General features: G+C 36.7%; 16 protein-coding genes. 13 read left to right on the top strand and 3 right to left on the bottom strand.

Going from position 1 to position 17,650, the window contains the following annotated elements; all coding sequences use genetic code 11:
* Positions 1-77: 77 nt before the first annotated feature.
* The 6 genes from pyrD to GQR38_RS08520 all read left to right on the top strand — a co-directional run bounded on the left by pyrD (position 78) and on the right by GQR38_RS08520 (position 7,863).
* Complete coding sequence (gene pyrD / locus GQR38_RS08495; protein ID WP_010552659.1) at positions 78-1,088, top strand: quinone-dependent dihydroorotate dehydrogenase; 1,011 nt, start codon at positions 78-80, stop codon at positions 1,086-1,088.
* A gap of 117 nt (positions 1,089-1,205) precedes the next feature.
* Positions 1,206-1,736 carry a cell division protein ZapC gene (locus tag GQR38_RS08500; protein WP_007586900.1) on the top strand — a complete coding sequence of 177 codons (531 nt, stop codon included), beginning with the start codon at positions 1,206-1,208 and terminating at the stop codon, positions 1,734-1,736.
* A gap of 91 nt (positions 1,737-1,827) precedes the next feature.
* On the top strand, positions 1,828-3,945 hold the full coding sequence (gene rlmKL / locus GQR38_RS08505) for a bifunctional 23S rRNA (guanine(2069)-N(7))-methyltransferase RlmK/23S rRNA (guanine(2445)-N(2))-methyltransferase RlmL (protein WP_007586899.1): 2,118 nt from the start codon (positions 1,828-1,830) through the stop codon (positions 3,943-3,945).
* Positions 3,938-4,177, top strand: coding sequence for a glutaredoxin family protein (locus tag GQR38_RS08510; protein WP_007586898.1), 240 nt, complete (start codon positions 3,938-3,940; stop codon positions 4,175-4,177). The genes rlmKL and GQR38_RS08510 overlap by 8 nt, the downstream gene beginning before the upstream one ends.
* Before the next feature lie 15 nt (positions 4,178-4,192).
* The gene (locus GQR38_RS08515) at positions 4,193-6,106 is read left to right on the top strand and encodes an ABC transporter ATP-binding protein (RefSeq protein WP_024607750.1); all 1,914 of its coding nucleotides are present in this window, start codon (positions 4,193-4,195) and stop codon (positions 6,104-6,106) included.
* A gap of 11 nt (positions 6,107-6,117) precedes the next feature.
* A complete protein-coding gene (locus GQR38_RS08520; RefSeq protein WP_165721951.1) occupies positions 6,118-7,863 on the top strand; it encodes a DUF3466 family protein in 1,746 nt (581 codons plus the stop codon).
* Positions 7,864-7,984: 121 nt separating this feature from the next.
* Here GQR38_RS08520 and GQR38_RS08525 read toward each other — a convergent pair whose 3' ends face one another.
* A complete protein-coding gene (locus GQR38_RS08525) occupies positions 7,985-8,491 on the bottom strand; it encodes a DUF2062 domain-containing protein (protein WP_007586895.1) in 507 nt (168 codons plus the stop codon).
* Between GQR38_RS08525 and GQR38_RS08530 the strand changes: the two genes are divergently transcribed.
* The 7 genes from GQR38_RS08530 to tcdA are packed head-to-tail and all read left to right on the top strand — an operon-like array spanning position 8,471 to position 15,932.
* On the top strand, positions 8,471-10,738 hold the full coding sequence (locus GQR38_RS08530) for a DNA internalization-related competence protein ComEC/Rec2 (RefSeq protein WP_165721950.1): 2,268 nt from the start codon (positions 8,471-8,473) through the stop codon (positions 10,736-10,738). The genes GQR38_RS08525 and GQR38_RS08530 overlap by 21 nt on opposite strands.
* A 60-nt stretch (positions 10,739-10,798) precedes the next feature.
* Complete coding sequence (gene msbA, locus GQR38_RS08535) at positions 10,799-12,544, top strand: lipid A export permease/ATP-binding protein MsbA (protein WP_033027175.1); 1,746 nt, start codon at positions 10,799-10,801, stop codon at positions 12,542-12,544.
* A complete protein-coding gene (lpxK, locus tag GQR38_RS08540) occupies positions 12,541-13,521 on the top strand; it encodes a tetraacyldisaccharide 4'-kinase (RefSeq protein WP_165721949.1) in 981 nt (326 codons plus the stop codon). Before msbA ends, lpxK begins: the two co-directional genes overlap by 4 nt.
* Entirely contained in the window at positions 13,511-13,708 is a 198-nt protein-coding gene (locus GQR38_RS08545) for a Trm112 family protein (RefSeq protein ID WP_002961789.1), read from the top strand. Before lpxK ends, GQR38_RS08545 begins: the two co-directional genes overlap by 11 nt.
* Positions 13,696-14,457 carry a 3-deoxy-manno-octulosonate cytidylyltransferase gene (kdsB, locus tag GQR38_RS08550; RefSeq protein WP_024589197.1) on the top strand — a complete coding sequence of 254 codons (762 nt, stop codon included), beginning with the start codon at positions 13,696-13,698 and terminating at the stop codon, positions 14,455-14,457. Before GQR38_RS08545 ends, kdsB begins: the two co-directional genes overlap by 13 nt.
* Complete coding sequence (locus tag GQR38_RS08555; RefSeq protein ID WP_165721948.1) at positions 14,454-15,134, top strand: TIGR01621 family pseudouridine synthase; 681 nt, start codon at positions 14,454-14,456, stop codon at positions 15,132-15,134. The genes kdsB and GQR38_RS08555 overlap by 4 nt, the downstream gene beginning before the upstream one ends.
* Positions 15,135-15,932, top strand: coding sequence for a tRNA cyclic N6-threonylcarbamoyladenosine(37) synthase TcdA (gene tcdA, locus GQR38_RS08560; RefSeq protein ID WP_165721947.1), 798 nt, complete (start codon positions 15,135-15,137; stop codon positions 15,930-15,932).
* Between the two features lie 6 nt (positions 15,933-15,938).
* On the opposite strand, the gene GQR38_RS08565 is transcribed toward tcdA, so the two are convergent.
* Positions 15,939-16,355, bottom strand: a complete 417-nt coding sequence (locus GQR38_RS08565) for a SufE family protein (protein ID WP_007586879.1) — start codon at positions 16,353-16,355, stop codon at positions 15,939-15,941.
* Between the two features lie 33 nt (positions 16,356-16,388).
* Positions 16,389-17,615 carry a SufS family cysteine desulfurase gene (locus tag GQR38_RS08570; protein ID WP_165721946.1) on the bottom strand — a complete coding sequence of 409 codons (1,227 nt, stop codon included), beginning with the start codon at positions 17,613-17,615 and terminating at the stop codon, positions 16,389-16,391.
* Positions 17,616-17,650 lie beyond the last annotated feature (35 nt).

Genomic DNA, 17,650 nt, shown 5'->3' on the forward strand with positions numbered 1-17,650 from the left:
TGTTAAAATTGTTATACAATACCTCAGCCTTGTCTGAGGTATTTTTTTGTCTGAAATTTAAAAAGAGGATTATATTGATGTTTTATGATTTAGCTCGCCGTTTTATGTTTACCCGTGATGCGGAGTGGGCGCATGAGTTTGCACTTAATAATCTTCGTCGTTTTGCTAATACGCCTCTAAATATAGCTTGGTCACAAAGTGTTTCAGATAAACCCGTAAACTTTTTAGGTCTTGAATTTAAAAATCCAGTAGGGCTTGCCGCTGGCCTGGATAAAAATGCAGAATGTATAGATGCATTTAGTCAAATGGGATTTGGTTTTATTGAAGTTGGAACGGTTACACCGCGTCCTCAAGTTGGTAATGACAAGCCACGTATTTTTAGACTTCCAGAGTCAAACGCAATTATTAACCGTATGGGTTTTAATAATAAAGGTGTTGATAATTTAGTCGAAAATGTAAAAGCAGCAAAGTACAGTGGCATACTCGGTATCAATATTGGTAAAAATAAAGATACACCTAACGAGCAAGGTAAAGATGACTATATTCATTGTATGCGTAAAGTATTTGAGCATGCCTCATACATTACAGTAAATATTTCATCACCAAATACCCCAGGGCTTCGTGATTTACAATATGGTGCTGCACTTGATGATTTATTGCAAAGTCTTAAAAATGAACAGTTAGATTTAATTGCAAAGCATAATAAGCAAGTGCCTATGCTTGTAAAAATTGCACCGGATCTCGATCAAATACAAATAGAGCAAGTAAGTGAATCACTTTTAAATAATAAAATTGATGGTGTAATTGCCACAAACACAACGCTTGAGCGAGCCGCAGTCATGGGACAGCAATATGCACAAGAGGCGGGCGGTTTATCAGGTCACCCTGTTAGAATGCGCTCTACAGAGGTAGTAAGTGAACTAAAACGCTTAACACAAGGTAAGCTACCAATCATCGGAGTCGGCGGTATTGATGATGCTACATCTGCAAAAGAAAAGTTAGATGCAGGCGCAAATTTAGTTCAGGTTTATACTGGGTTCATCTACAAAGGTCCACAATTGGTAAAGTCGATCGTTAACGGCTTATAAGGATCAGTTATCTAAGCTTTTGATCGTTAGCTAAATGTTCTAAGCAAACATTTTAAAAGTGGTCAAAAGCGGTTATACTCTGAGCAATAATTATTCAACATACCCAAGGAGGAGTAAATGTTACAAGCATCAAAGCAATGGCAGTGGATTACTTGTCCTGATAAAAATCGTTTGTTACTTGATTTAAATGACGACATGCAACTATGCACGCCTTATAAATTAAGACAGCTCACCGATTCTGTTTTTAAAAATCCACGTTTTAGTCTCGAAGATGCTGCATTTTACGAACAAGTTTATAATTATCTGGATGGATTTGAATTGTGGTCTGCGGCACAAATTTGTCAAATATCATTAAATGCAACTGCTGTTAAGTATCACTTAAAACCCGTTTTAGCAAAAAGTTGGTTTTTTGAAGAATACACCGGGACAGAGCCAAGCGTAGAGGCAATAGTAAAATTAACATCTAAAGCGCAGTCAGGTGATTTTTTAATTGTAGAGCATTGTCCTGATGCATCTATTTGTTTGAATTTAAGTGAAACCTTTAAATTAGACGAAAACTTATCTTTAGCGCAATTTGAAGTAATCCGTATTTTGAATAATCGAGTACACCCCATTCTAAATCAGCAATATCAAAGTCAAACCGCCTAACCAAATTTAAGCCTTAAGCGTGTCTTTATGGCGTGTTTGTCGCCCAACCTATGTTATAATCCTGCGCAATTAGCTATTAAGGGTTATTACTTTGCAATTTATCGCACTTACTTCTATCGGAATCGAAAATTTATTGGTTGATGAACTAACAGAACTTGGCGCAACCGTGTCTAAGCAAACTGTTGGTTCTGTTCGTTTTGAGGCTGACTCATTACTTGCGCAAAAGGTTTGTTTATCAACTCGTTTTGCAACGCGTGTGCTTATGCTTATTGAAGAAAAAGAAGGCGTAGATGACAAAAATAGCCTGTATAATTTTGCGCGCTCGCAACCTTGGCAAGAATGGTTTGGACCTACGCAAACATTCGCTGTCGACTTCAACGGTACCAATGACTCATTAAAAAACACGCAATTTTCGGGTCTTGTAATCAAAGATGCGATTGTTGACTATTTTAATGATTTATACGAGCAACGTCCTAACGTTGATAAGCAAGATGCTAACGTGCGCGTAGTTGCACGATTAAATCGTTACGGCGTATCGATGTATATTGACTATTCAGGTCCTCGTTTGTCAGAACGTGGTTACCGCCAAGGCCAAGGTAAAGCGCCAATTAAAGAGCACTTAGCTGCTGCATTAATTAAGCGAAGTGGCTGGCTTGAAAATGTAAAACAGCCTTTATTCGATCCATGTTGTGGTGCGGGTACTATTTTGATAGAAGCTGCCGGTATGGCGCGAAACGAAGCGCCAGGATTATTCCGTGAAGGTTTTGCTTTTGAGCGTTTACCCAGTTTTAGAGCCGCTAAGTTTAAAGAGCTTAAAGAAGAGTTACTCGCTAATATTACTGATCCTAAATTGTGGTTAATTGGCCACGATTACGATGAGCAAGTATTAAGTAAAGCAATTGATAATGCTAAACGTGCAGAGCTTGACGACGTGATTAAGTTTAAGCAAAGTGATGCAACTAAACTTACAGCTGTTGCAAAATTACCGGGTGTTGTAATTTCAAACTTACCTTATGGTGAGCGTATTGGCTCTATGGCTGAGCTTGTTGATTTACACCGTAATTTAGGCGTTGGCTTTAAAAAGCACTTCAATCACTGGAAACTTGCCTTATTGGGTATGGACGAGAGCTTATTTAAACTTTTAAAACTTGTGCGCCTTAAGCGTTATAAATTTAAAAATGGCCCGCTTGATGTAGAACTTAACTTATATCAATTAGATGATAAGCAAGTAAGTTTGACCACAGATGACAAAAAAGCACTCAATTTTGAAGGCTCAACGTCATTTGCAAATAGATTGAAAAAAAATAAGCAAGGCTTAAAAAACTGGCTTAAACAAAATAAAATAGATGCTTATCGCGTCTATGAAGCGGATATCCCTGAATACAATGTTGCTGTAGATATTTATGGCGACTCTGCTGTAATTTTTGAATATGCAGCGCCTAAAGAAATTGATGAAAAAACATCAGAAAAACGCCTGCAAGACGTAATAAGTTTAACGGCTCAACAGCTTGAGATTTCACCTGAAAACATTGCTGTAAAAGTACGTAAAAAGCAGAAGGGCGAAGATCAATACACCGCTATGTCTAAACAAAACCGTACTATGGTTGTTGAAGAGTTTGGTGCTAAGTTCAAAGTTAATTTATTTGACTACTTAGACACAGGCTTGTTTTTAGACCATCGCTTAATGCGCCGTTATATTCAAGAAAATGCTAAAGATAAACGTTTCTTAAACCTTTTTGCATACACAGGTACAGCTTCTGTACATGCTGCTCTTGGTGGTGCTAAAGCCATTACTACAGTCGATTTATCAAAGACCTACTTAAAATGGGGCCAAGATAACTTTGATTTAAATGGTATTAGTAATACACGATACCGTTTTGAACAAGCTGATTGTTTAAAATGGTTAGAGCACGCGACAGCACAATATGATTTGATATTTTTAGATCCTCCAACGTTTTCAAACTCAAAACGTATGAAAGACGCGTTTGATGTACAGAGCGATCACATTAAATTATTAACGTGGGTTAAAAAGATTTTAAGCCCATCAGGTACCTTAATTTTCTCTAATAACAAACGTGGCTTTGTGATAGATGAAGTTGGTCTGATTGGTTTAGGTTTAAAAGCCATTAATATTTCAGATAAAACGTTATCACCAGACTTTAAACGTAATAAAAAAATCCATAATAGCTGGTTAATCACACATGGCTAAATGGGTTTTATACCACACTGATGGTTGCCACTTGTGCGAGCAAGCTGAGCAACTTATCACTGAGGTACTTAGTAATACGAGTGAGTTATTACTAATCGATATTATGACTGATGAGCAGCTTATAGCTGAGTATCAAATTACTATTCCTGTATTAAAAAGTGAAAAAGGCGAGCAATTATTTTGGCCTTTTACTTTACACACTGTGCGCGAATTTTTAGCACAAGCAGAATAAGAGCAAATAAGAACTATGGATTTAATTAGAATTTTAAAAGCACAACTTGCTTTTGGTACGCATGCTTTGCTTAACAAAGCAGATGCCGTTATAGAAAGTGGCGAAAGAGTGTGTGTTGTTGGTCGAAATGGCGCGGGTAAGTCAACTCTATTAAAAGTGCTTGATGGCGAAGTTGTATTAGATGATGGTGAAATAAATCAGCTAGGCGGGATTAGAATTTCTCGTTTAGAACAAGATCCACCAAAAGGCGCAAATGGCACTGTATTTGATTACGTTGCGCAAGGTATGCCTGAGATTGCAAACTTACTAATTGATTTTCATCATGTAAGTAATGAGTTGCAAACAGTGTGTACTGATAAGTTATTAAACAAGCTTGAACGTTTATCAAATCAATTAGAAGCGGCTGATGGCTGGCGCTTTGATAGCCGAATTCAATTAGTGCTAACACAATTAGAATTAACGCCAGAAGCTAAACTTGAGTCTCTTTCTGGTGGTTGGTTACGTAAAGTAGCACTTGCACGTGCACTTGTTAGTGAGCCTGATTTATTATTACTTGATGAGCCAACAAACCATTTAGACATGGCAAGCGTCATGTGGCTTGAGCAATTTTTAAAAGAGTTTAAGGGCGGAATCGTATTTATATCGCATGACCGTGCGTTTATTCGCGCTGTTGCTACGCGTATTTTAGATTTAGACCGTGGTAAGCTTATTTCGTACCCTGGTGATTACGCCACGTACTTAGAGCAAAAAGCCCATGATTTAAAAGTAGAAGAAAGCCAAAATGCATTGTTCGATAAGCGTTTAGCCGAAGAAGAAACATGGATCCGCCAAGGTGTTAAAGCGCGTAGAACGCGTAACGAAGGTAGAGTTCGTGAGTTAAAACAGCTTCGTACAGAGCGTAAGCAACGTGTTGACCAAGTTGGTAAAACTGACTTTAATATTGAAACAGCAGATCGCTCTGGTAAGTTAGTATTTGAAGCTAAGAATCTTTGTCATGCATTTAAAGACAAAGTTATTGCTGATGATTTTTCTACACTGGTAATGCGCGGTGACAGAATCGGTCTAGTAGGCCCAAATGGTATTGGTAAAACAACACTATTAAAACTAATGTTTGGTGATTTAGAACCAGATAGCGGCATAACTAAGCAAGGTGTTAATTTAGAGTTTGCTTACTTTGACCAATATCGTGAAAAACTTGACGAAGAAGCAACTGTTCAAGATAACGTTGCCGAAGGTAAACAAGAAGTGATGATGGGCGGCCGCTCACGTCATGTTTTAGGTTATTTACAAGACTTTTTATTCCCGCCAGCACGTGCTCGAACCCCTGTTAAAGCACTCTCTGGTGGTGAAAAAAACAGATTACTATTAGCTAAATTGTTTTTAAAACCGTCTAATATCCTTGTTCTCGATGAGCCAACAAATGACTTAGACATTGAAACGTTAGAGTTACTAGAGGACATCATTAATCAATACCAAGGTACAGTGCTGATTGTAAGCCATGACCGTGAATTTATTGATAATACATGTTCAAGTGTATGGGCGTTTGAAGGTAACGGTAAAGTTACAGATATTGTAGGTGGCTATAGCGACTATGAGGCTTACGTTAACTATTTAGCTGAACAAGAAAAAAAAACGCAGCAGCAACCAGTAAAAAAAGTTGAAAAAGTAGTCGCTCCAGTTGCTAAACCTGCAGCTAAAACAAATAAACTCTCTTACAAATTAAAACTTGAATTAGAGCAACTACCGAATAAAATGGAAAAACTAGAAGCTGAAATTGAAGCTCAACAAGCTGTAGTTAGTGACTCAGACTTTTTTAAACAAGAGAGTGATGTAACAACTAAAGCATTGAACCATTTGGCACAACTTGAGTCTGACCTTGAAGCTGCGCTTGAGCGCTGGGAAGAACTTGAAGAATTACAGAATCAGTAGTAAGGACTAAAATGAAATATAAATTACTCGCTGCCAGTATTTTAGCGACATTAAGCACTTCAGCAACAAGTGCTACGTACCAGTTAAGTGAATTAGGAACTCTTGAAGACGCTAAATATTCTTATGTAACAGATGTAAGCGAAAGCGGGCATATTATTGGTTTCGCAAATGGTTTATACAATTTACCTATTGATATCAGCTATATAGATTTTACTGAAAATATTATTGAAAATAGCTACGATAATACAGAGGCTGCATTTGATTTAAGTGATAAAGAGATTACCTTTACACTTGATGACATTGAAAATAATGATGCAGTACTTACTAATTCTGATGCACATACTTTCATGGTTAGTTTTTTATCTTCAATTTCTACAAATTTTGAATATCAAAAATTAAGCTCATTAGTTGGCATAAAGTACAATGACACACAAGTAACAGAGCAACCGTTATTTGATGTTGCATCTGTTGATTATGATGGCTTAACGCGTTCAACGATTAACCTTTTTAATGCTGTAAGTGAAGACGGCGTTACTGTTGGTTGGGGCGGTGCTCCTTACGATAAAGTGTCTTTTACACCTGATGGTGAAGATGATGCAGAAACGTGGTTCACACATGAGTTTATAGAACGTGGGATTGTAATAAGTGCTGATGGCAGTATAAGTGTTGAGTTAGAGCCTGAGTTTAATGAATACGGTGGCACAAGCCGCGCTAACGATATAGTCAAAACAAATAGTGGTTACACTGTTGTAGGTAATATCTCTACAAGTATTCCTGATGACAGACAAGATAATATTGATGATAACTGTGATAATGAAGACGAACCAACATCAGTGTGTATCAACTTATTAAATTCTAATATTTCACGAGGCTTATTTAATAAGCGTGCTGTTAAATGGGAACTTGATGAATCGTTAAATATTATTTCTGTTGAAGAGCTTGGTATGGCACTGACACCTGATGAAGGTGAAACGGAAGATGACGCATTTACGAGTACTGCTTTAGCAGTGAACAACAACGGTACAATTGTAGGTTCATCAAATACGCGTTATTACAAAAATGATGATACGATTCTTACAATGCCAGTTTATTTTAAAGACGGTGCAGTTACTGACTTTATTAATCAAGAAGACGACTGGCAGGCTGGTAAATCAATCGCTATTAATGATAATGATGTAATTACAGGTTATGCGACAAAGCGTATTGAAGGCACTCTTCGTAATAAATTCTTCTATCATGACATCGAAACAGGTAATACAGTTTTTCCAACTGATTATTTTTCAAGTTCAAGTTCTTATGGCAACGATATAAATAATCAAGGATATATTGTAGGCGAAGGGGAAGTGGGTGTATCTGATAGTTCACGACTCAAAGAAGCCTTTATTTACAAAATTGGCGAAGATAAAATCACTAATTTGAATGATTTACTGCCTTGTTATGACACTGATGGCGAAACTGACTACGCTTACTCAATGGTTGAAGCAACAGCTATCAATGAAAATAATGAAATATTTGGTACTGCGACTAAGACAGTTGAAAAACTTGATTCTTTAGGCGGTGTTGTAACTGATATCAATGGTGAAATTGAATACGAAAGTATTGCAGTTGCAGTTAAGTTAACGCCAATTGCAAATGGTGAAGTAGAAAACTGTGCTCCAGTAGAAGCAGAAGTGTATGAGCGTAACTCTGCTAGCTTTCCTTGGTATACATTAATGCTATTACCATTAGTTGGCTTAAGACGTATATTTCGCTTTTAAAGTTTACTAATATTGATTATAAAAAAAACCAACTTAATAAAGTTGGTTTTTTTTCGTCTATAATATTTTATAAGATTAGGATTGCCATGAATCTTATAGTTATTATTTAGCTTTAACGCTACTAATTATTTCGCGATAACCATGCCTTTTTAACAGAACGGCGCCAAATAATATCAATACCAAAATAGCCGATAATTGATGCAATAGAAGCACATACTAACGAACCTAGTAAAAATGCAGGACCAATAGTTTCTATGCTCTCTAGAAACCAAGACCAACTAGCTTCAAATACAAAGTGTTGCTCAGGCTGATTAAGTATTAATGTACCCACTAAGTATGAGCCATAAAAAATAGGTGGCATAGTTAGAGGGTTTGTAAGCCATACTAATGCTACTGAGATAGGTAAATTAACTCTAAATAATATAGCGCCGGCTGCTGCTAAAACCATTTGAAAAGGAACAGGGATGAAAGCAAAAAATAACCCGACTGCAAATGCACCTCGAGCAGAACGTCTATTTAAATGCCAAAGATTTGCATCTTGTAAAAGGCGTCCAAATATTCTTAGTGATTTATGATGTCTAATTTTATTTGGATCAGGTAAAAATCTTTGGATCGTTTTTTTAGCCATTTAAAGCAACCATTTACATCAGTGTGGATAAGTCTTGGGTTTGTAATTGGCTGTATAGCAACCGTATTTTATTATCAAACTCTCGAATTTACAGTATTCACAATTTTCATTGTTATAGTGAGCGCTTATTTTAAGCCGTTTTTAAATGTATTGTTAGGCTTTATTTGTGCAATTTGCTTCGTTGGTCTGCATTTTTACGTTTTTTATAGTTTTGAAATACCAAAACCGGATAAAAAGTATGCACTTGATTCTACATTAATTGTTGAAGAGGTTATTTCTGACAAAAAACCTCAATATATTAAAGTTAAAATAGTGGCATTAGAAGGGAGTAATTTTTCGGATTTTAGAGCACCCAAAGCAATGCTCAGTGTTAATTCTGCACAGCCTTTAATAGTAGGTGATGAATTTTCTGCTTTAATTCATTTAAAACATTTTCGTAGTAATAAAAATTTTAATGTATTTGATAATGAACGTTATGCTTTTATAAGTAGAATATTATTTAAAGGTAAAGTGCTTAATAAAAATCTTAATATTATAAATAGCGACAAACAAAGCATAATTTTAGATTATCAACACTTCCTTAAAAACACTTATACGGATACAAAACTGCAGTGGCTCTATTATGCATTGCTTAGCGGTGAAAAATCTTTGATGAGCTACGCTGATAGACAATTAATGCAATCTCTTGGGCTAAGTCATTTACTTGCTATATCGGGGTTACATATTGGTTTGATTTTTAGCTTCGGTTATCTATTTACTCGATTCATTTTTGCAAAAATTAATTCTTCGATCGGGCAATCATTCAACCTGACTCTTTATTACAGTTCATGCGGATTTTTAGTAGCCTTGGTTTATGTGTACTTAAGTGACTTTTTAGTATCGGCAACGCGAGCGCTTATCATGCTGGGTTGTTATTTATTATTGTATTTTCTTGCTAAGCAGCCGCTGCGTTGGCGGAGCATTTTATTTGCCTTGGTTATTGTTCTTATTGTTAACCCATTTAATTTACTCAATCCAGGTCTCTACTTTTCATTTTTAGCGGTTGCTATCATTTTTACAGTTATTAATAAATTACCAATATTAAACACTCGCATAAAAAACAAAGTTATTTCACTGTTTGTTATTCAAATAGCGTTATTTATTGGTTTATTGCCACTTTCACTCTATTTTTTTAATGGGGTAAGTATTGCAGGTTTGATAATAAATTTAATTGCTATACCGCTGCTTTCAATCATTATCTTACCTTTTTTAATTGTTTTTACATTACTGAGTATTTTCTTAGATATAAGTATTTTAATAAACCTGTTTGATACTGGCTTATATGCGCTATTTAAATTGCTTAATGAAATACCAGAATCGTTAAGGTGGATAACGACTGGCAGAATTGACTCAATATTTGTCGTTTTTACTTATATTATTATGTTGATGGTTTATTTTCTTCCTTATAAATGGCTCGCTTTTATTCCAGCAATAACGCTTTTATTAAATTATTGGCTAACAGAAAAGTCTAAGTGGCAACTACATGTATTTGATGTAGGGCATGGACTTATGGCATTAATTGAAAAAGATAAACAAGTGCTTATTTATGATTTTGGCCCCAGTTATTTCAATCGCTTTAGCCGTACGCGAAGTATTTTATTGCCTTATATTAAAGCAAATAATTTAACAGTGAAAACGGCGATTCTAAGTCATGAAGATAATGATCACGCTGGAGGATTACAACATTTCTTAGATGCTGGCTTTGGTGAAACATTACAACAATTTCATCCTAAAAATACACATAATGTATGTGAAGTCATAAACATTGATTTTGCTGGATTAAAAGTACAAAGCTTTAGTACAAAAGGGTTTGGAAATGAAAATGATGATTCATGCGTTGTTAGGGTATCAGATAATACTCATAGCGTGTTACTTACCGGTGATATATCAAAGGCGCGTGAAGCATCGCTATTAGCGGATAATAAATCGTTGAAAAGTACAGTAATGTTAAGCCCGCATCATGGTAGCGATACATCATCAAGTGTTAATTTTATAAATAACGTTGCTCCCCAAGTAGTCATTCATTCAAGTGCCTATAAAGGGCAATGGGAATTCCCCAAGCCTCTTGTCGTCGAACGTTATAACCAAATAAACGCTCAGCAATTTACGACAGGCGTTGAAGGGCAAATTAGTATTAAATTTTATGCAAAGAATTTGGCTATAGAAACAGCAAGAGGGCAGGAAAGTTACTGGTTTATCAAAGATTGACGTTTAGTTTTATCTCATCGGAGGATACAATACAGATTGTTACTGTATTTAGAGAGTGTTATGGATCAAAGTACTACACAAATTTATAAACGTCTTGTCTCATATGTTGGCACCTACAAAAGCGTCGCATTTGTCGCAATTATTGGGATGATAGGCTATTCAGCAATGGATGCTTTATTTATTCAATTAATGAAGCCGTTTATTGATCAAGGTTTGAACCAGCGTAATACAGAAGTTTTAAAGTACGCTCCTTTTGTCGTTATCGCGTTAGTTCTAGGGCGTGGTGTTTTTAACTTTATGTCTTCTTACTGCTTAAGTTATGTAGGCTCCCAAGTTGTACGTTCTTTACGCCAAGAGTTATTTGAGCACATACTGCACTTACCCGTTTCTTTTCATGACAAAAACTCAACGGGAGATTTAATTTCAAAAATCACATTTGATACAGAACAGGTTCAACAAGCGATTACTAAAGCCTTGCTAATAGTTGTACGTGAAGGGGCATTTGTTGTATTTTTACTTGCGGTAATGTTCTATACCAGTTGGCAACTATCACTGATATTTTTAGTGATCATCCCACTTGTTGCTATTATTGTCGCCGTCGTCTCTAAACGTTTTCGCCACATTTCTAAAAACATTCAATCTGCCATGGGGCAAGTTACCCGTAGCTCAGAACAAATGCTGAGCGGACATAAAGTTATTCATGGTTTTGGTGGTCAAGATCAAGAGATTAATCACTTCTCGAAAATTAATAATCATAATCGTCAGCAACGTATCAAAATGGACGCAACTAAAGCGCTTAGTGTGTCTATAATTCAAATTTTAGCGGCAAGTGCCATGGCAGTTATTTTGTGGGCGGTGTCGTTGCCATCAATGATTGATACGATTACATCTGGTGACTTCATGGCATTAATTGCCTCAATGATGATGTTACTTCGTCCGCTAAAACAACTTGCCAATGTGAATAGTGATATGCAACGTGGTATCTCTGCAGCGCAAAGTATATTTTTAGTTTTAGACGAAGAAATGGAAAAAGATACAGGCACTGTTTCGGTTGATAAAGTTAAAGGTTTAATTGAAGTTAAGAACGTAACCTTTAAGTACCCAACGAAAGATGAAGCCGTATTAAACGATTTGTCGCTAACGATTGAGGCGGGTGAAAGTATTGCTTTAGTTGGGCGCTCAGGCTCAGGTAAGTCGACAATTTCTAACTTGTTACCACGCTACTATGACTTAGAGTTACCGAGTGAAATATTACTCGATGGTATAGCCCTGCAGGATTATAAATTAACTGATCTGCGTCGCCAATTTGCTTTAGTCTCTCAGCAGGTTGTGTTATTTAACGACACGATTGCTAACAATATTTGTTATGGCATAAAGCACGATGTGTCTGTTGAAGAGTTAGAACAAGTTGCCAAACAAGCGCACGTGTGGGAATTTGTTAAAGACTTGCCAGAGCAATTAAACACCATGGTAGGCGAAAATGGCGTAATGCTCTCCGGTGGCCAACGCCAGCGAATAGCGATAGCGCGTGCAATATTAAAAGATGCACCTATTTTGATTTTAGATGAGGCAACATCAGCACTTGATACCGAATCAGAAAAGCTTATTCAGCAAGCGTTAGAAACGCTAATGAAAGATAAAACCTCTATTGTTATAGCACATCGCTTATCTACTATTGAAAACAGTGACCGAATTTATGTTATTGATAACGGTCGTGTGATAGAAAGTGGCGATCATAGTAGCTTATTAGCAAATGACGGTACTTATTCAGCACTTTGCAAAATGCAGTTTGGTGATCAGGCGTGAGCAAAATAGAGCAAAGCTGGTATAAACCATTTGGTCTAATTACTTTACTGTTATTACCATTAAGTGCTTTGTTTTGGGTTGTATCGTCATTTCGAAAACTCTTGTACAGCGCTAAAATACTTAAACCTTTTGAGTGCAAAACGCCTGTTATTGTAGTCGGCAATATAAGCGTAGGCGGCAATGGTAAAACACCTTTTGTTTTGTGGTTGTATGAGTATTTGACCGAGCAAGGTTTATCAGTGGGTATTATTAGTAGAGGTTATGGTGGGCAATCAGATAATTACCCGCTGTTAGTCACTTCAGTTGTTGACGCCCAACAGGCTGGAGATGAGCCTGTGCTTTTATACCATCGTTTAAAGTGCCCAATAGCAGTTGGCCCTAATAGACAGCATAATATCGATTTATTAGAAAAAAATTATACGCTAGATGTCATTATTTCTGATGATGGGATGCAGCATTATAAAATGCCTCGTAGCATTGAGTGTTGTATTGTTGATAGTGAACGCCGCTTTGGTAATGGTTTTGTTATGCCCGCAGGGCCACTACGCGAAACAACTAAACGCTTACAAAGTGTTGATATAGTAATTGAAAATGGCGGTGAGGCTAATAATAGCTACGTGCTGCAAGTAAGTAACCTTCGCTTAGTTAATTCAGGTGATGATGCAAAACATACGGTAACTCACGCACATGCAATAAGTGCAATTGGGAACCCTAAACGGTTTGAAAACTCATTAGAAGCACAAAATATTAAGCTATTGTCGACTCATCACTTTAGAGATCATTATGCTTATACAGCAGATGATTTTATTCAGTTTGGTGATGATTGCATTATAATGACCGAAAAAGACGCGGTTAAATGTAAGTCCTTTGCAAAACCTAATTGGTATTATTTACCTGTAGATGCAGAGCCTTCCGATAGCGTAATAAACACATTAAATTCATTATTAAAAGAAAAAGGAATACTCAATGGCCTTTGATACAAAATTACTCGAGATAATTGCCTGCCCAGTTTGTAAGGGTAAATTACGCTTTGATAGAGAAAACAACGAACTAATTAGTACTGCAGCTAAGCTTGCTTACCCCGTTCAAGATGATATTCCAGTATTGCTTGAAAACGAAGCACGTGAGTTATCTTTAGAAGAGGTTGAAAAGTGGAATTCGTAGTTGTAATTCCTGCACGTTTTGCATCAACCCGACTACCTGGTAAGCCGCTTGCTGATATTTGCGGTAAGCCAATGGTTCAACATGTTTACGAAAAAGCATGTTTATCAGGTGCAAGTAAAGTGGTTATAGCAACCGATCATCAAAAAGTGTTTGATGCAGTAAGTTTATTTACTAGTGATGTTGTAATGACTCGCGAAGATCACCAATCGGGTACTGAGCGTTTAGCCGAAGTAGTTGATTTACTTGATCTCGACAGCAATACAATTGTGGTTAATGTACAAGGCGATGAGCCCTTACTTGCGCCAGAAAACGTATCTCAAGTTGCTGCACTATTAAGTGATTCAACAGCACCAATGGCAACGTTAAGTGTTGCTATTGAAGAGCGTGATGAAGTATTTAATCCTAATGCCGTTAAAGTGGTTAGCGATATAAATAAAAATGCGCTGTATTTTTCTCGTGCAAGTATTCCGTTTGATAGAAGCACAATGATGAATGACAGCAGTGCTCTTAATTTAGCGCCATTTCAGCGCCACGTAGGTATTTATGCGTACAGAGCGGGTTTTATTAAACAATATATAGAATTGAGCGTATCGCCACTTGAGCTACTTGAATCGCTTGAGCAGTTACGTGTGTTGTATCATGGTTATAAAATCAAAATAGAACAAGCTCAAATAGCACCCCATGCTGGAGTTGATACGCCCGATGACTTAGCGAAGGTGATAGCGCATATTAAAAGTACAAACGCATGAGTGAACAAGTAAGTAAGATATTAAAAGTTGTTTATACACATAACGATTTTTATATTTTAGAAAAGCCAGCGGGGCTTAATTTTCATTCAGAAGATGGTCCCGGCTTTGTTGTGTTAGCCGAACAACAATTATCTCAAAAGCTTTATGCGGTTCACCGTTTAGATAAAGTGACATCAGGGCTGATTATTTTAGCGCGAAACAAAGCCGCTGCGGCTAATTTTACTGCGCTTTTTACTGAGCATGCGATTAATAAATTCTATTTAGCGATTAGTGATGCTAAACCAAAAAAGAAGCAAGGTTGGATTAAAGGCGATATGGCTAAATCTCGCCGTGGCTCGTTTAAGTTACTAACGAGTAAGCTTAACCCTGCAATCACCCGATTCTATTCGCTAAGCTATAAGCCTGGGTTTAGAGGGTATATTTTAAAGCCTTACTCAGGAAAGACGCATCAATTAAGAGTGGCACTAAAAAGTGTTGGCTCACCTATTTTAGGCGATGCAATGTATTCAGGTACGTCTTCAAATCGTACATATTTACATGCATATGCATTGAGCTTTTTATGGCAAGGTGAACAAATACAGCTAACTTTATTACCCGATAATGGTGATGAGTATTTGGCGTTAATTAAACATCAAGATTTTCAAGCATGGCAATCGCCATGGCAACTGGATTGGTAAATGAGCGAAAAAGTTACAGATATACGTTTTGGTGGTATTAAACGTTTATATGGTCATCAACAGTTTGATTGGCTTCAAGAAGCACATTTTTGTGTAGTAGGGATTGGTGGTGTAGGAAGCTGGGCGGCTGAAGCACTTGCACGTACTGGTGTTGGTAAAATAACATTGATTGATTTGGATGACATTTGCGCGACTAACGTCAATAGGCAAATTCATGCGTTAACGGGCACTATTGGTCAAGCTAAAGTAGATGCAATGAAAGCGCGCTGCGAGCTTATTAATCCAGAGTGCCAAATTAATGTGATAGATGATTTTATTACACTAGATAATATTCAAGAGCATATTCAAGGTTTTGATTATGTAATTGATTGTATTGATGCAGTTAAAGAAAAAGCAGCATTAATTGCTCACTGTAAACGTAATAAACTACCTATAATTACAACTGGTGGTGCTGGCGGGCAAACAGATCCTAGCCAAATAACGTTTGGTGATGTAGCTAAAACTACGCAAGACCCATTACTTGCAAAAGTACGTTATATTTTGCGTAAGCAATATAATTTTAGTAATAATCCTAAACGTAAATTTAATATTGATTGTGTTTACTCAACAGAGCAATTGGTTTACCCAGGAAGCGATGGCAGCGTATGTCATGCAAAGCAAAGTGCTGATGGCTCGATGAATATGGATTGTAATAATGGTTTTGGATCTGTGACTATGATCACAGGAAGCTTTGGCTTTTTTGTTGCGGCAAAAGCGGTGCGTAAATATCTAGATAAAAAACAACGCTCGCAAGCTTAGTTTTTGCTAACTAAGCTTTTGTTGTGCCATGGTTTGTATTTTATCAACCATGGCTTTAATACCATTACCACGTGATGCGCTTAAGTGGCTTATAAGGCCGAGCTTTTCAAATTCTTCATACGCATTTTTATTCACTACTTGCTCTGGTGTGAGGCCATTGTAAAGCGCTAAAATAATGGCTAATAATCCTTTTACTATACGTGTATCTGAGTCACCAATTACAACAAGTGTATTTTCTGTTAAATCAAATTCAACAAACATCCATACTTTGCTTTCACAGCCTGGTACAAGTGCATCATCAGTCTTCAAAACATCAGCTAAAACAGGTAAAGTTTTTCCTAAAAGCATTATCTCACGATATTTTTGCTGCCAAGCGGGCGCATTTTTTATAGATTCTGTGACTTTGTTAAACGTATTTGTCATGAGTTATCCTAATTAATTCTATTAAAGTGACGTTTAGTCCAGTAAAGCGATACATTTTTTAAGTGAATCAATGAATATATCTACATCTTCATAGGTATTATAAAAACAAAAGCTCGCTCTTAGCGTTCCATTAAGCCCTAAATGTGTCATTAATGGCTGTGTACAATGGTGTCCACTCCTTACTGCAACCCCGTACCCGTCAAGTAAAGTTGCCAAATCATAAGGATGTTCATCATTTAAGTTGAAGCAGAGTGTACCAATATTGTCAGATAGGTTGCTATATATTGTAATACCATCAACCTTTACCAATTTTTGAGCGGCATAACTAAACAATTTTTGCTCATATTGCTGGATTTTTGCGTGATCTAATTCATTTAAATAGTCTAATGCGGCACCAAAGCCTAAAACTCCAGAGATATTTGGTGTTCCAGTTTCAAATTTTGCAGGCGCAGGACGATAAGTACTGTGAGTTAAGTACACTTTATCGATCATTTCCCCACCTGATTGGTAAATCTCAAGGGTATTTAATTGCTCATATCGACCATAAAGTACACCTAATCCTGTTGGACCGAGCATTTTATGGCTTGAGCAGACATAAAAGTCACAGTTTAATTCACGTAAATCGGGTTTTAAATGCAGTGCACCCTGTGCACCATCCACTAGAACAAGAGAATTGACGTCTTTTGCAGCTCTAATAAGTGGTTTTAAATCGGTGATATTACCCAGTGTGTTAGATGCTTGTGTAATAGCTAATAGGGCTGGTTTTGTTTCTTTTATAAATTCACAGCATTCTTTGGTGTTCAGCATGCCATTTTTATTTAGTGGAAGCGCTATTAATTTAGCACCCGTTTGTTGACTCACTATTTGCCAAGGCACTATGTTTGCATGATGCTCAAGCGGAGATATCATTATGGTATGACTTTCATTTAAGCGCTTTTTTAATCCGTTAGCGACCAAGTTAATGGCTTCTGTAGCGCCTTTAGTCCATACAATCTCTTTACTAAATACATTGAAATACTCTGCAGTTTTATCCCGTACTTGTTCATATGAATAAGTTGCTTGCTCGCTAAGTGTATGGCGTCCACGGTGTACATTAGCGTTTTGAAACGTATAGAATTCAGTAATTGTATCTATAACTGATTGAGGCTTTTGTGAGGTTGCTGCTGAGTCTAAATAAACAAGCGGGCAGCCGTTTATTGTTTGATTTAATGTTGGGAAGTCGTTTCTAATTTTATTTATATCAAACTTTAAAGCAAGCATGGCTCATCTACATAGTGTTTTTAAGGCAGGAATTG

It is taken from the genome of Pseudoalteromonas sp. c7(2019) (genome assembly GCF_011378625.1).
In the GTDB taxonomy this organism is placed as follows: Bacteria; Pseudomonadota; Gammaproteobacteria; order Enterobacterales; family Alteromonadaceae; genus Pseudoalteromonas; species Pseudoalteromonas arctica.